14 protein-coding genes are annotated in these 15,071 nt (G+C 71.2%); 11 read left to right on the forward strand and 3 right to left on the reverse strand.

Annotated elements, in window-relative coordinates:
• Positions 1–142: 142 nt before the first annotated feature.
• From ACYSUO_RS22690 to ACYSUO_RS22710, 5 genes are all read left to right on the forward strand, one after another.
• The gene (locus ACYSUO_RS22690; protein ID WP_461778047.1) at positions 143–964 is read left to right on the forward strand and encodes an ABC transporter ATP-binding protein; all 822 of its coding nucleotides are present in this window, start codon (positions 143–145) and stop codon (positions 962–964) included.
• Between the two features lie 106 nt (positions 965–1,070).
• Positions 1,071–1,451, forward strand: a complete 381-nt coding sequence (locus ACYSUO_RS22695; protein WP_422411687.1) for a cell division protein SepF — start codon at positions 1,071–1,073, stop codon at positions 1,449–1,451.
• Positions 1,452–1,633: 182 nt separating this feature from the next.
• Complete coding sequence (locus ACYSUO_RS22700; RefSeq protein WP_461778048.1) at positions 1,634–2,800, forward strand: AAA family ATPase; 1,167 nt, start codon at positions 1,634–1,636, stop codon at positions 2,798–2,800.
• Positions 2,797–3,213 carry a nucleotide pyrophosphohydrolase gene (locus ACYSUO_RS22705; protein ID WP_461778049.1) on the forward strand — a complete coding sequence of 139 codons (417 nt, stop codon included), beginning with the start codon at positions 2,797–2,799 and terminating at the stop codon, positions 3,211–3,213. Before ACYSUO_RS22700 ends, ACYSUO_RS22705 begins: the two co-directional genes overlap by 4 nt.
• A gap of 183 nt (positions 3,214–3,396) precedes the next feature.
• On the forward strand, positions 3,397–3,900 hold the full coding sequence (locus ACYSUO_RS22710) for a DUF6099 family protein (RefSeq protein WP_267068879.1): 504 nt from the start codon (positions 3,397–3,399) through the stop codon (positions 3,898–3,900).
• A gap of 133 nt (positions 3,901–4,033) precedes the next feature.
• Here the strand turns inward: ACYSUO_RS22710 and ACYSUO_RS22715 are convergent, their stop codons facing one another.
• A complete protein-coding gene (locus ACYSUO_RS22715; RefSeq protein ID WP_461778050.1) occupies positions 4,034–4,222 on the reverse strand; it encodes a hypothetical protein in 189 nt (62 codons plus the stop codon).
• A 217-nt stretch (positions 4,223–4,439) separates the two neighbouring features.
• Positions 4,440–5,363 (reverse strand): LLM class F420-dependent oxidoreductase, encoded by a 924-nt coding sequence (locus ACYSUO_RS22720; protein WP_461778051.1) that lies wholly within the window; start codon positions 5,361–5,363, stop codon positions 4,440–4,442.
• A 105-nt stretch (positions 5,364–5,468) separates the two neighbouring features.
• Here ACYSUO_RS22720 and ACYSUO_RS22725 point away from each other — a divergent pair, with 105 nt between their 5' ends.
• The 5 genes from ACYSUO_RS22725 to ACYSUO_RS22745 all read left to right on the forward strand — a co-directional run bounded on the left by ACYSUO_RS22725 (position 5,469) and on the right by ACYSUO_RS22745 (position 13,558).
• Positions 5,469–6,971 (forward strand): 3' terminal RNA ribose 2'-O-methyltransferase Hen1, encoded by a 1,503-nt coding sequence (locus ACYSUO_RS22725; protein ID WP_461778053.1) that lies wholly within the window; start codon positions 5,469–5,471, stop codon positions 6,969–6,971.
• Complete coding sequence (locus ACYSUO_RS22730; RefSeq protein ID WP_461778054.1) at positions 6,968–9,526, forward strand: polynucleotide kinase-phosphatase; 2,559 nt, start codon at positions 6,968–6,970, stop codon at positions 9,524–9,526. Before ACYSUO_RS22725 ends, ACYSUO_RS22730 begins: the two co-directional genes overlap by 4 nt.
• 108 nt (positions 9,527–9,634) lie before the next feature.
• The gene (locus tag ACYSUO_RS22735; protein WP_461778055.1) at positions 9,635–10,873 is read left to right on the forward strand and encodes an arginine deiminase; all 1,239 of its coding nucleotides are present in this window, start codon (positions 9,635–9,637) and stop codon (positions 10,871–10,873) included.
• Positions 10,874–10,970: 97 nt separating this feature from the next.
• Entirely contained in the window at positions 10,971–11,966 is a 996-nt protein-coding gene (argF, locus tag ACYSUO_RS22740) for an ornithine carbamoyltransferase (protein WP_461778056.1), read from the forward strand.
• A gap of 119 nt (positions 11,967–12,085) precedes the next feature.
• On the forward strand, positions 12,086–13,558 hold the full coding sequence (locus ACYSUO_RS22745) for an amino acid permease (protein WP_461778057.1): 1,473 nt from the start codon (positions 12,086–12,088) through the stop codon (positions 13,556–13,558).
• On the opposite strand, the gene ACYSUO_RS22750 is transcribed toward ACYSUO_RS22745, so the two are convergent.
• Entirely contained in the window at positions 13,518–13,976 is a 459-nt protein-coding gene (locus ACYSUO_RS22750) for an ATP-binding protein (protein WP_461778058.1), read from the reverse strand. The two genes, ACYSUO_RS22745 and ACYSUO_RS22750, sit on opposite strands and share 41 nt — an antisense overlap.
• A 257-nt stretch (positions 13,977–14,233) precedes the next feature.
• Here ACYSUO_RS22750 and ACYSUO_RS22755 point away from each other — a divergent pair, with 257 nt between their 5' ends.
• Entirely contained in the window at positions 14,234–15,064 is an 831-nt protein-coding gene (locus ACYSUO_RS22755; protein WP_461778059.1) for an enoyl-CoA hydratase family protein, read from the forward strand.
• Positions 15,065–15,071: the final 7 nt, after the last annotated feature.

The following is a 15,071-nucleotide window of genomic DNA, read 5'->3' on the forward strand; positions in this document are numbered from 1 at the left end:
GACAGCGGGGACCGGTGGAACTCGGGGTCCACCGGTCGGTGGACCCCGGACGACCCGGACCGGTCCACGACTCGGACGCCCGCCCGGATAAATGCCACCTACAGCTAGTCTCCGTCGCACGCACGACGAATCGGGAGGCGCCATGAACGGGACGGACGGGAACCGGAGCGACGGCCACGTGGTGGCGGCCCTCGACGGCGTCAGTATGCGCCGCTACACCACCGGCCAGGTCATCCTCGACGGCATCGACTGGACCGTGCGCTCCGGCGAGCACTGGGCCCTGCTCGGTCCGAACGGCGCCGGCAAGACCAGTATCCTGCGGCTCGTCGGGGCCACGAATCACCCCACCACCGGCAGCGTCGAGGTCCTCGGTCACCGGCTCGGTCGCGTCGACGTCCGCGAACTACGTGCCCTCATCGGCCACGTCTCGACCTCGCAGCGCGTCCCCCAGGACCTGCCGGGGCACACCGTCGTCCTCACCGGTCACAGCGGCACCGTCCAGCCGCTCTGGAAGTCGTACGACGACGAGGTGCGCGAGCGGGCCCACGCGCTGCTCGCCGAGCTCCAGATCAAGGAGCTCGCCGACCGTCCGTACGGGGTGTGCTCCGGCGGTCAGCGCGCCCGGCTCCTCATCGCCCGTGCCCTCATGGCGGACCCGGCGCTGCTTCTGCTCGACGAGCCGTTCAACGCGCTCGACCTGCCCTCGCGCGAGGACCTCATCGACACGATGCGTCACATCGCGGAAGCCCGCCCCGAGTTGGCGACGGTGACCGTCACCCACCACCTCGAAGAGCTCTCCCCGGCCATCAGCCACGCCCTCCTGCTGCGCGAGGGCCGCGTTCTCGCCCGTGGCGCCGTGGACGAGGTGCTGACCAAGGACCTGATGACCTCCTGCTTCGGCCGCCCCATCGAGGTCACCCGGCACGCCGGGCGCTGGCTGGCGCGCTCCGGTGACCAAGTGTGACCGGACGCACGGGTCCCGGACCGTGTCGGTGTTGGGCCGAACGGGTTACATGACGTAAGAATTGGGCCGTACAGACAAGAGTGCGAGCCCAAACGGGGTGGGGGAACTGAACAGCCACGACGTCACCGACGAACAGTGGGAAGGTCTCGCCCAGGTCGTGCCGCTGCGCAGCCGCAACGAGTGGCCGTCCGCGGTCGACCACCGGGCGATGCCGGAAGCGGAGACCGAACCGCGCCGCCGCTTCGTCGTCCTGCGGGTCAACGTCTTCGGCGACGCCCGCGAGGTCGCCGAGACCGTCATGTCCGGCATCCCGGTACTGCTCGACCTCACCGGCGCCGAGACCGAAGTCGCCAAGCGCGTCCTGGACTTCAGCAGCGGCGTCGTCATGGGCCTCGGCTGCGGCATGCACCGCGTCGACCGCAACGTCTTCCTGCTGGCACCTCCCGGTACGGAGGTTCAGGGCTTGGTGCAGGGCGCGGTCTCGTAGCCGAGCCACAGTTAGCCCCGCCGGCGATTGAGGCGCGGGGTCCGGGGCGGAGCCCCGAGGCCGTAACGCCGGTTGACCGCAGGGTCACCGCCGGGGCAAGCCCGAGGGGCATAGTCCCCCGATCGTAGGAAGGCCGCTCCGCGCAAACGGTTCTGCGCGGAACGGACCCCTACGTTCAACCCATGACCGTGCCCCGGCGCGACGCACCCCCGCTCCCCGGCGCGTCCCCAGACCGCCCCCGCGTGACCCGGCTCAGGCTCGCCGCCTTCGCCCGGCACCGCGGCACCATCGTCCCCCTCGGCCCCTTCACCGCCCTGTCCGGCCCCAGCGGCAGCGGCAAGACCAGCGCGCTGCGCGCCTTCGCGGCGCTCGCCGGACTCGGCGGCGGTGCACACCTCGCGGACGTGTTCCCCGATCCCCACGCCTACGTTCCCGAACGCGCACGCCCCGACGCCGAACGCCGCCGCGGATTCCACATCGGCTGCACCGTCGAAGGCCCGATGGGACCCGTACGACTCGACCTGGCCGTTCAGGCCGAACCCGAACTCCGCGTCGTCGGCGAGCGGTTGACCGGACCCGACATCACCTACCTCCAGACCGCCCTGCGCGACCCCGGCCGTCGCGACGTCCAGGCCGCCTGGCACACCGCGGGCTCGGTGCCCGTGACCCGCGGACCGCTCCCCGACGACCTGCTCGGCACGGCCATGCTCCCGCTGCGCGTCGCGGGCCGAACCGAAGGGCAGCGCAAGGTGCTCGCCGCGGCCGAACAGGTCGTCGTCGGCCTGCGCTCCACCTTCGCCTGCGACCCCGACCCCACGCGGATGCGGACCCCGGCCCCCGCGGCGGCCGACCGGCTGCACGGCGGCTGCGACAACCTCGCCGCCGTACTGCGCCGCACCGGAGCTGAGTGCGGGACCCGGCACGCGCTGCTCGTCGCGGCGGCCCGCGCGGGCCTCGTGGGACCGGTGACCGACGTACGGGCCGAGACCGCGCCCAATGGGTCCGTGCGCGCCGTCGTGGATCGTGGTGGCGGGGTCACCAGCCCCGTCGAGCGGCTCGCGGACGGCGAGTTGAGGTACCTCGCCCTCGCGCTGGTCCTGCTCACCGGGCCCCGGGTGCTCGCCGTCGACGCGGCGGCCGAGGTCCCGGAGGCGTACCAGAGCCTGACCGTCCTCGCGGACGGCTTCGACCGGGGCCTCGACCGCGCCCAGTGCGCCGAACTCACCGCGCTGGCCGCCCGTATGTGCGCCCGCGGCCACATCCGGCTCGTCGCCGCGGTGGGCGAGGGCTCCGCGGCGGAGAGGGGAGCGCGGGCGGAGGGGGCGGCGATGGTAGACCTGGGTCGATGAACGAGGAACGTGAAGAATCCCGCCGCGCGGATGACAGCGAAGAAGCCTGCCGTGCCGGCGACGACCGTGAAGAAGGCCGACCGCTCGACGTTGCCACCCTGCAGGCGCGCCTCGCCCGGTTCGCGGTCGCCCGCGACTGGCAGCCCTTCCACACACCGAAGAACCTGGCGGCCGCGCTGAGCGTCGAGGCGTCCGAACTGGTCGAGATCTTCCAGTGGTTGACCCCCGAGCAGTCGACCCGCGTGATGGCGGACCCGGAATCGGCCCACCGCGTCGAGGACGAGGTCGCCGACGTCCTCGCGTATCTGCTGCAACTGTGCGAGGTGCTGGGCATCGACGCGCTGGCCGCACTGTCGGCGAAGATCGACCGCAACGAGCGGCGGTTCCCGGTGCGGGGCGAGGACGCCGGATAGAGCGGACGCCCCGGCTCCGCCAACTGCCCACCGAGACACCGATTGTCACTCTCCGGAGTCATCGACTTATCCACATTGAACGTTGTGTCCACAGATTTCGGGCTTCCCCTGGCTTTTCGCCGCTCATACCTTCACTCTTAGTAGTGGACGAAGGAGTTCGGGCGGGAGACGGACGGGGACGCGATGGATGCGGTGCGGCTCATCGGGGTCGGCCGACGGGCCCTGGCGGAGAGCCAGGACCCGCGGGACATCATGAGGGAGGCGTGGCAGGCACAGGCTTTGGCGCAGGCGATAGGGAGTCGCCTCGCGATGCAGGGGCCGCCGGAGTTACGAGGCGAGGCGCTGGGACTGAGCGAGGCGGGGGCGCGCGGCAGCGGGGGTTCGGCGACGCCGATCGTGGGGGCCGGCGGAATACGGGCGGCCCAGCTGACCGAACTGGGCGATGTGCACCGGGCGTTGATGGATCTCGGCGTACTGCTCGGTGACGTGGGCATCGCCCTCGTCGGGGTGGCGAGCGAGTCGTTCGAGGAAGGGGCCTATTGGCAGTGCATGGAGGCGATCGACGCGGCAGATGAGTCGAGGGACAGAATCCTCGAGATATTGCGGCGGCTCCCGGAGGGCTGCCGCGCGCTGCCCCTCGCCGACCGGGAGCCCGCACCGGAACCGGACTCGGACTCGGCGGCCTGAGACCGGCGACCCAGGGCCCGGGCGGGCCCGGCCCTGGCGCCGACCCGAGGTGATGCGGCGGACGCCTGACGTAGCGGACGCCTGACGTAGCGGGCGCCCGACGTGGCGGGCGCCGGCGCGGCGAGCGTCCCGCTCAGACGTCCTCGCCGGCCGGGGGCGAAGTCCTGGGCGGCTGTTGGAGGTCGGCGTCGAGCTGCGTCAGGTCGGCGTTGAGCGCGGCCATCAGCTCTTCCATCTGCTGCAGCAGACCCTTGGGTGCGCCTTCCTGCTCCGGCGTGGACGTGTCGTGCACGGCCTCATCGGGCACGGCTTCCTGGGACATGGCGGCCTCCTCGGCCCTCGCCCTCCCTCGCGGGAAGGCAGTTGACGCAATCGTGGCGCCCGGCAGCGACCGCCGGCGCGGGTGCCGGGCGGTCCGGCTCCGCCCGAGTCAACGATCACGACCGGGGCCGGGTCACTGGGCGCCCCCGCCACCACGCACCGGGTTGACGCAATTTCACCCGACCGTGGCGACGGGGCCGAAGGAGCGGCGCGCCCGCTCAGCTCAGTTGTGTCGCCACCTCGGAGGCGATCAGTTCCAAGTGGTCCAGGTCGTCGAGGTCGAGCATCTGGAGGTACATCCGTTGGGAGCCCACGGACTGGTATGCGGCGAGGCGTTCGACGACCTCGGCGGGGGAGCCGGCGAGACCGTTGGCCTTGAGCTCGTCGACGTCGCGGCCGATGGCGTCGGCGCGGCGCTTGACCTCCGCGTCGGTGCGGCCGACGCAGACGATGAGGGCGTTGGAGTAGGTGAGCGCGTCCTGGGCGCGACCGTGCTCACCGGCCGCGGCCTTCACGCGCTTGAACTGCTGCTCCGTGTCGGCGATCGAGGCGAAGGGGATGTTGAACTCGGTGGCGTACTTCGCGGCGAGCGCCGGGGTCTTCTTGGCGCCGTGGCCGCCGATGAGGATCGGGACGCGCGGCTGGGTGGGCTTGGGCAGGGCGGGGGAGTCCTTCAACTGGTAGAAGGTTCCGTCGTAGTTGAAGCGCTGCCCGACCGGCGTCTCCCACAGGCCCGTCACGATGGCGAGCTGCTCCTCGAGGCGGCCGAACTTCTCCTTCGGGAACGGGATGCCGTACGCGGAGTGCTCCTCCTCGTACCAGCCGGAGCCGAGCCCCAGCTCGACGCGGCCGCCGGACATCTGGTCGACCTGAGCGACCTGGATGGCGAGCACGCCGGGGAGCCGGAAGGTGCCGGCCGTCATCAGCGTGCCGAGCCGGATCCGGCTCGTTTCCCGGGCGAGGCCGGCGAGCGTCGTCCAGGCGTCCGTGGGCCCCGGCAGGCCGTCGACGGAGCCCATGTGGAGGTAGTGGTCCGACCGAAAAAAGGCTCCATAGTTCAAGTCCTCGGCGGCCTTGGCGACGCGGAGCAGCGTCTCGTAGGTCGCACCCTGCTGCGGTTCGGTGAATACGCGAAGATCCATGAACCCATCATGCAGGTCAGGGGCGCGCGCTTCGATGATGCGGGCACCGTCGAGCGGGCGAAAACCCATGGTGGGGAGCGCGGGGTCGGAGCCATACTCGGCCGTGTGCTTCTGACGATCTCGACCACTGGCAATGCCGCGAATCCGGCCACCGACCTGGGCTTTCTGCTGCACAAGCATCCAGCGAACGCCCAGGCCTTCAGCACGGCGCACGGCACCGCGCACGTCCTCTACCCCGAGGCCGGCGACGAGCGGTGCACGGCCGCGCTGCTGCTGGAAGTGGACCCCGTGGCGCTGGCCCGGCGGGGCAGAGGCAAGGGGCGGGGCGGTGCGCCCGACGCGGCGCTCGCGCAGTACGTCAACGACCGGCCGTACGCCGCGTCGTCGCTGCTGGCCGTCGCGTTGAGCAACGTGTTCTCCAGCGCGCTGCGCGGTGTGTGCAAGGCCCGCCCGGAGCGCGCCGAGCAGGCGTTGCCGCTGCGCATCGAGGTGCCCGCGCTGCCGGCGCGCGGCGGGCCCGACCTCGTACGGGAGCTGTTCGAGCCGCTGGGGTGGACGGTCGAGGTGACGGCCGTTCCGCTGGACGAGCAGTTCCCGGAGTGGGGTGACTCGCGCTATGTGCGGCTCGTCCTTGAGGGCGAGTTGCGGCTCGCGCACGCGCTGCGGCACCTGTATGTGCTGCTGCCGGTACTCGACGACGCCAAGCACTACTGGGTCTCGGCCGACGAGGTCGACAAGCTGCTGCGCGCGGGGGACGGCTGGCTGCCCGAGCACCCCGAGCAGAAGTTGATCGTCGGCCGGTATCTGTCGCGGCGCTGGTCGCTGACCCGGCAGGCCATGGAACGCCTGGAACTGGCCCGGTTGGCGGACGCCGACGACACGGACATCGACGAGATCGACAACGCCGTGGACGAGGAGAGCGACACCGAGGAGCGTCCCGTACCGCTGGCGGTGCGGCGCCGGGAGGCGGTCCTCGCCGCGCTCCGGGAGTCCGGCGCCGCCCGGGTGCTCGATCTGGGCTGTGGGCAGGGCCAGTTGGTACAGGAGTTGCTGAAGGACGTGCGGTTCACCGAGATCGTGGGCGTCGACGTGTCGATGCGTGCGCTCACCGTCGCGTCCCGGCGGCTCAAGCTGGAGCGGATGGGCGAGCGGCAGGCCTCCCGCGTACAGCTCCTTCAGGGCTCGCTCGCGTACACCGACAAGCGGCTCAAGGGGTACGACGCCGCGGTGCTCAGCGAGGTCATCGAGCACCTCGACCTGCCGCGGCTGCCCGCCCTGGAGTACGCGGTGTTCGGTGCGGCGCGGCCCCGGACGGTCGTCGTGACCACGCCGAACGTCGAGTACAACGTCCGCTGGGAGTCCCTGCCCGACGGGCACGCCCGGCACGGGGACCACCGGTTCGAGTGGACGCGGGCCGAGTTCCGCGACTGGGCGGAGCGGGTCGCGGCGCGGCACGGATACGCCGTGCGGTACGTGCCGGTGGGGGACGACGACCCGGAGGTGGGGCCGCCCACGCAGATGGCGGTGTTCACGACGACCAAGACCGCAGACACGACAGACACCGCAGTGACCACAGCCGGGAACGAGAAGGGGGCGAAGGCCGTATGACCACCACCGACACCACAGGGCGCGTGCTGCCCGTCACCGACCTCGCTCTCGTCGTGCTGGTCGGCGCGTCCGGCTCGGGCAAGTCCACGTTCGCGCGCGCCCACTTCAAGCCGACCGAGGTGATCTCCAGCGACTTCTGCCGCGGCCTGGTGGCCGACGACGAGAACGACCAGGGCGCCAGCCGTGACGCCTTCGACGTGCTGCACTACATCGCGGGCAAGCGGCTCGCGGCCGGGCGTCTGACGGTCGTCGACGCGACCAACGTTCAGCAGGACGCCCGCCGTCAACTGGTCGACCTGGCGCGGAAGTACGACGTGCTGCCCATCGCCATCGTGCTCGACGTGCCGGAGGACGTGTGTGCCGCGCGGAACGCCGGGCGGACCGACCGCGCCGACATGCCGCGCCGCGTCATCACCCGGCACACCCGCGAACTGCGCCGCTCCCTCAAGCACTTGGAGCGCGAGGGCTTCCGCAAGGTGCACGTGCTGCGCGGCGTCGAGCAGGTCGAGGGCGCGAGCGTCGTGCGCGAGAAGCGGTTCAACGACCTGACGCACCTCACAGGACCGTTCGACATCATCGGCGACATCCACGGATGCGCGAGCGAACTCGAGGCGCTGCTCGGCAAGTTGGGTTACGTGGACGGGGAGCACCCCGAGGGCCGGACCGCCGTGTTCGTCGGCGACCTCGTCGACCGCGGCCCCGACACACCCGGCGTGCTGCGCCGCGTGATGGGCATGGTGAAGGCCGGTACGGCACTGTGCGTGCCGGGCAACCACGAGAACAAGCTGGGGCGCTGGCTGAAGGGGCGCAACGTGCGGCACACGCACGGCCTCGCCGAGACGGTCGAGCAGCTGGGCGGGGAGAGCGAGGAGTTCCGCGCCGAGGTGCGCACCTTCGTCGAGGGGCTGGTCAGCCACTACGTGCTCGACGGCGGGAAGCTCGTCGTGTGTCACGCAGGGCTGCCCGAGAAGTACCACGGCCGCACGTCGGGGCGGGTCCGTTCGCACGCGCTGTACGGGGACACGACCGGCGAGACCGACGAGTTCGGGCTGCCGGTGCGCTACCCGTGGGCGGAGGAGTACCGCGGCCAGGCGGCCGTGGTCTACGGCCACACCCCGGTGCCGACCGCTACGTGGCTCAACAACACCATCTGCCTCGACACCGGCGCCGTGTTCGGCGGGAAGCTCACCGCGCTGCGCTGGCCCGAGCGCGAGCTGGTCGACGTACCGGCCGAGCAGGTCTGGTACGAGCCGACCAGGCCGCTCGCGACCGAGGCGCCGGGCGGGCACGAGGGACGGCCGCTGGACCTCGCCGATGTGCACGGCCGCCGGAGCGTGGAGACGCGGCACACCGGCCGGGTCACCGTGCGCGAGGAGAACGCGGCGGCGGCGCTGGAGGTCATGAGCCGGTTCGCGGTCGACCCGCGGCTGGTGCCGTACCTGCCGCCGACGATGGCGCCGACCGCGACGTCCTCGCAGGACGGCTACCTGGAGCACCCGGCCGAGGCGTTCGCCCAGTACGCGGCCGACGGTGTGGAGCGGGTCGTGTGCGAGGAGAAGCACATGGGTTCGCGGGCCGTGGTGCTGGTGTGCCGGGACGCAGAGGCGGCGCGGGAGCGCTTCGGGGTCTCGGAGGAGAGCGGTGGGCCGGTCACGGGTTCGGTCTACACGCGCACCGGGCGGCCGTTCTTCGACGACACGGAGACCGCCGAGGCGGTCATCGGACGGGTGCGGGACGCCGTCACCGCCGCGGGCCTCTGGGAGGAACTGGAGACTGACTGGGTGCTGTTCGACGCCGAGTTGATGCCGTGGTCGCTCAAGGCGTCCGGGCTGCTGCGGGCGCAGTACGCGGCGGTGGGCGCGGCGTCCGGTGCCGTGTTCCCGAGCGCGCTCGGGGTGCTGGAGGCGGCGGCCGGGCGGGGCGTCGACGTGGGCGATCTGCTGGAGCGTCAGCGGGGCCGGGCGGCCGACGCCGCCGCGTTCACGGACGCGTACCGGCGCTACTGCTGGAGCACGGACGGGCTCGACGGGGTGCGGCTCGCGCCGTTCCAGATCCTGGCCGCGCGGGGACGTTCGCTCGCCGGGCTGCCGCACGACGAGCAGCTCGCGCTGATCGACCGGGTCGTCGCGCACGACACGACGGGGCTGTTGCGGACGACGCGGCGGCTGTACGTCGACACGGGGGACGCCGAGTCGGTGCGGGCCGGGGTCGACTGGTGGCTGGAGATGACCGGGCGGGGCGGCGAGGGCATGGTCGTCAAGCCGGTCGGGGCGCTGTTGCGGGACGCCAAGGGGCGGCTCGTGCAGCCGGGGGTGAAGTGCCGTGGGCGCGAGTACCTCCGGATCATTTACGGGCCGGAGTACACGCGGCCGGAGAATCTGGCGAAGCTGCGGCAGCGGTTCCTCGGGCACAAGCGGTCGTTGGCGATCCGTGAGTACGGGTTGGGCCTGGAGGCCCTGGACCGGCTCGCGGAGGGGGAGCCGTTGTGGCGGGTGCACGAGGCGGTGTTCGCGGTGTTGGCGCTGGAATCGGAGCCGGTCGACCCTCGGCTGTGACGCGATGCCACGGTTCGGCATATTGAGCCCCGCTCTGGGACGAGAGGCCGCGGGGTCTGGGGCGGAGCCCCAGGGGGCAAGCGCGGTGCGGCGGGTAAGGATGGGGGCATGGGATTCCACGTCGACTCCGAGGCCGGCCGCCTGCGCCGAGTCATCCTGCATCGACCCGATCTGGAGCTGAAGCGGCTCACGCCCAGCAACAAGGACCAGTTGCTCTTCGACGACGTGCTGTGGGTCCGCCGGGCCCGCCAGGAGCACGACGGGTTCGCCGACGTCCTGCGAGACCGGGGCGTCGACGTGCACCTCTTCGGCGACCTGCTCACCGAGGCCCTGGACATCGACGCCGCCCGCGCCCTCGTCCTGGACCGCGTCTTCGACGAGAAGGAGTACGGCCCGCTGGCCACGGGCCATCTGCGGGAGGCCTTCGAGACGCTGCCGTCCACGGAGCTCGCCGAGGCGCTCATCGGTGGGATGACGAAGCGCGAGTTCCTGGCGGCGCACCCGGAGCCGACCTCCGTGCGCTTCCACGTCATGGAGCTCGACGACTTCCTGCTCGGCCCGCTGCCCAACCACCTGTTCACCCGCGACACCTCGGCCTGGATCTACGACGGGGTGTCCATCAACGCGATGCGCTGGCCTGCCCGGCAGCGCGAGACCGTCCACTTCGAGGCGATCTACCGGCACCACCCGCTGTTCCGGGACGCGCAGGACGGCTTCCACGTCTGGTCGGAGGGGCAGGCGGACTATCCGTCGACCATCGAGGGTGGCGACGTGCTCGTCATCGGGCAGGGCGCCGTCCTCATCGGGATGAGCGAGCGGACCACGCCGCAGGCCGTGGAGATGCTCGCGCACAAGCTGTTCGCGGCGGGCTCGGCGCGCACCATCGTCGCCCTCGACATGCCGAAGAGACGCGCCTTCATGCATCTCGACACGGTCATGACGATGGTCGACGGCGATACGTTCACGCAGTACGCGGGGCTCGGCATGCTGCGCTCGTACACCATCGAACCGGGCTCGTCCGGCGCGGAGTTGAAGGTCACCGACCATCCGCCCGAGCACATGCACCGGGCGATCGCCGCCGCGCTCGGGCTCTCCGGGATCCGGGTGCTGACCGCGACGCAGGACGTGCACGCCGCCGAGCGCGAGCAGTGGGACGACGGCTGCAATGTGCTCGCCGTCGAGCCGGGCGTCGTCGTCGCGTACGAGCGGAACGCCACGACGAACACGTTCCTGCGCAAGCAGGGGATCGAGGTCATCGAGATCCCGGGCAGCGAGCTGGGGCGGGGGCGCGGCGGCCCGCGCTGCATGAGCTGCCCGGTCGAGCGGGATGCCGTCACCCCACGCTGAGCCGATTGTTCACTCGATCCATGAATATAAATGTGGAGTATCGTATAGACTTCCACTGTCCCGACCCCGTCCCCGAGTCATGCGCAGGAGCCCCCGAATGAACCTCACCGGCCGCCACTTCCTCAAGGAGCTGGATTTCACCGCCGAGGAGTTCCGAGGCCTGGTCGACCTGGCCGCGGAGCTGAAGGCGGCCAAGAAGGCGGGGACCGAGGCGCAGCACCTCAAGGGCAGGAACGTGGCGCTAATCTTCGAGAAGGCGTCCACGCGTACGCGCTGCTCCTTCGAGGTCGCGGCCGCCGACCAGGGCGCGTCGACGACGTACATCGACCCGGCCGGCTCGCACATCGGCAAGAAGGAGTCGAGTAAGGACACCGCCCGCGTGCTCGGCCGGATGTTCGACGCCATCGAGTTCCGGGGCGACGAGCAGGCCATCGTGGAGACGCTCGCCGAGTACGCGGGCGTGCCGGTCTACAACGGCCTGACCGACGACTGGCACCCCACGCAGATGCTCGCCGACGTGCTCACGATGACCGAGCACAGCGCCAAGCCGCTCACCGAGATGTCCTTCGCCTACCTCGGCGACGCCCGGTTCAACATGGGGAACTCGTACCTCGTCACCGGTGCCCTGCTCGGCATGGACGTCCGGATCGTCGCGCCGAAGGCCTACTGGCCGGCCGAGGAGATCGTCGCCAAGGCCCGCGAGCTGGCCGCCACCAGCGGCGCCCGCATCACGCTCACCGAGACCGTCGAGGAGGGCGTCGCAGGCGCCGACTTCGTGGTCACCGACGTATGGGTGTCGATGGGCGAGCCGGAGGAGATCTGGGACGAGCGGATCAAGGCGCTCGCGCCGTACGCGGTGACGATGGACGTGCTGCGCGCCACGGGGAACGCGGACGTGAAGTTCCTGCACTGCCTCCCCGCCTTCCACGACCTGGGCACCAAGGTCGGCCGCGAGATCCACGCCAAGTACGGCCTGGAGTCCCTCGAGGTCACCGACGAGGTCTTCGAGTCGGAGCACTCCGTCGTCTTCGACGAGGCGGAGAACCGGATGCATACCATCAAGGCCGTCATGGTCGCGACGCTCGGCCGGTAGCGACAAACCGCACATTCACTGAGTAACCGTTCAAACTGGTGGGGCCGGAACACCCTCTCCGACCCCACCGGCAAGCGGCCCACCCCGCCGCACCGCACACCAGAAAAGAGCACCACCCCATGTCGCCGACCCCCTCCGGCCTGCGCATCAAGTCGCCCGAATCCCTCATCGCCGAATCGGGCGCCGACCTCGAAGGCCACGGCCTCAAGCGCACCATGGGGCTTTTCCAGCTCGTGTGCTTCGGCGTCGGCGCGATCGTCGGCACCGGCATCTTCGTCGGCCTGTCCGACACGGTCGCCGAGGCCGGCCCCGCCGTCATCCTCTCCTTCGTCCTCGCCGCGATCACCTGCATCTTCACGGCGTTCTCCTTCGCCGAGCTGGGCAGCGCGATCCCGGTCTCCGGATCCTCGTACTCCTTCGCCTACGCGACCCTCGGCGAGCGCGTCGCGTTCCTCGTGGGCTGGTGCCTGCTCCTGGAGTACGGCGTCTCGGTGTCGGCCGTGGCGGTCGGCTGGAGCCAGTATCTGAACGAGCTGCTCGACAGCGTCTTCGGCCGGCAGCTGCCCGAGGCCCTGTCCGCCGGGCCCGCCGACGGTGGCGTGATCAACCTGCCCGCCGTGCTCGTCATGGTGATGGCCGCGACCCTGCTGGTGCGCGGGATCAGGGAGAGCGCGGGGGCGACCGCCGCGATGGCCGTGCTCAAGATCGGCATCCTGATCGTGTTCTGCGCGATCGCCTACTCCGCCTTCGAGGCCGGCAACCTGACCCCGTTCCTGAAGGACGGCATGGCCGGTGTCACCTCCGGCGCCTCGCTCGCCTTCTTCTCGTACATCGGCTTCGACGCGGTCACCACGGCCGGCGAAGAGGTCAAGAACCCGCGGCGCAACATCCCGCTCGCGATCCTGATCTGCATCGGCATCGTCACGCTGCTCTACGTCGCCGTGGCCGTCGCCGCCATCGGCGCGCTCGGCGCGGACGCCGTAGGGGACAAGCCGGCCGCGCTCTCCCTCGTCGTCGACCAGGTCACCGGGTCGACCGTCGGCGGGGGAGTCATCGCCTTCGGCGCGGTCGTCGCCATCGCCTCGGTCGTGCTCGCGGTGATGTACGGGCAGACCCGGATCCTGATGTCGATGTCCCGCGACGGACTGATCCCGCGGGTCTTCGAGCGGGTCTCCCCGAAGACGCACACGCCGGTCGCCAACACGTGGATCGTCGCGACCGTCTTCGCGATCCCGGCCGCGTTCTCCTCGCTCGACGCCGTCGTCAACCTGACGACCATCGGCACGCTCGCCACCATGGTTGTCGTGAACATCGCGGTGATCGCGCTGCGCCGCTCGCACCCCGGTCTGCAGCGCTCGTTCCGGGTGCCGCTGTACCCGGTCAGCCCGATCCTTGGCGTCGGCTTCTGCCTCTATCTGATCTGGGGCACGGGCTGGACGACCTGGGTCCAGTTCGCGGTGTTCCTCGTCGTGGGCGCGCTCGTGTACGCGCTGTACGGCCGCCGCAACTCGCGGCTCGGCGACGGCGACGGTGACGGTGGTGGCGGCGGGGCTACGCCTCGGACGCCGGACGCTGCGCCGGCACCGCGGTAGGAAGAGTGAACCACACCGCCTTGCCGGAATCGGTGGGGCGGTGCCCGCACGACGAGCTGAGCGTGCGGATGAGGAGCAGGCCCCGGCCGTGCTCCTGCCAGGGGTCGGGCGGCCCCTCGTCCTCGGGGTTGGTGAGATCGGTGGGCGGCGCCGGGTCCGTGTCGTGCACCTCGACCTGACAGCCGGAGTCCAGCAGCTCCACGACCAGCTCGATCGGCGTCTCCCCGGTCGTGTGCTCCACCGCGTTCGCCACCAGCTCCGCCGTCAGCAGCTCCGCCGTGTCCGCGTCCGCGGCCGGTGACTCGATGTCGGACAGCGCGGTCCGCACGAGGGCACGCGCGACCGGCACGGCCGCGGCCGTGTGCGGTAGGGCTATGCGCCACGACGTGGGCGTGGGGGGACCGGAGAAGGGAGTCACGGCGGAATCCTGGGGGCGGAGGGCGCTTATGCGGCTCGGGGGCGGGCTCGGAGGAACGGGCTCAAGGGGGACTGTCCTGCGTTCAACCTTATGAATGGTACGGCGTGGGGCGAAAGAGGCTCCCGTCGGTGCAGCTCGGGACGTCCGACCCTTTCCGGTTATCGCGCACTCGTGACGGAAGTCACGATGCGGTGATACGGTCATCGGGTCTCGCCCCCTCCTCGGCACGCCCGCCCGCCACCCGCCGGAGGCACCGCATGAGTCCCTTCACCGGCTCCACCCGCCGCACCGACTCCTGGCAGCACCTGACGTACGCCGTGGACGAGAGCGGCGTCGCCACCGTCACGCTCGCCCGCCCCGAGAAGCTCAACGCGCTCACCTTCGGCGCCTACGCCGACCTGCGCGACCTCCTCGCCGAGCTGTCCCGCGAGAAATCCGTGCGCGCCCTCGTCCTCACCGGCGAGGGCCGCGGCTTCTGCTCGGGCGGCGACGTCGACGAGATCATCGGCGCCACGCTCTCCATGGACACCGCGCAGATCCTCGACTTCAACCGGATGACCGGGCAGGTCGTACGGGCCGTGCGCGAGGCCCCGTTCCCGGTGATCGCCGCCGTGCACGGGGTCGCGGCAGGCGCGGGCGCTGTCCTGGCGCTCGCCTCCGACTTCCGCGTCGCCGACCCGAGCGCCCGCTTCGCGTTCCTGTTCACGAAGGTCGGCCTGTCCGGCGGCGACATGGGCGCGGCCTATCTGCTGCCCCGCGTCGTCGGCCTCGGCCACGCCACCCGCCTCCTGATGCTCGGCGACGCGGTCCGCGCGCCCGAGGCCGAGCGCATCGGCCTGATCAGCGAGCTGACCGACGAGGGCCGGGCCGACGAGGCCGCGCTCGCCCTCGGCCGGCGCCTCGCCGAGGGGCCGGCGCTCGCGTACGCGCAGACGAAGGCGCTCCTGACGGCGGAGCTGGACATGCCCCTCGCCGGAGCCATCGAGATGGACGCGGCCACGCAGGCGCTGCTCATGCACGGTGAGGACTACGCCGAGTTCCACGCGGCGTTCACCGACAAGCGCCCGCCGAAGTGGCAGGGGCGGTGACCCGCGG

The sequence above is a fragment of the Streptomyces sp. UC4497 genome (assembly GCF_054871485.1).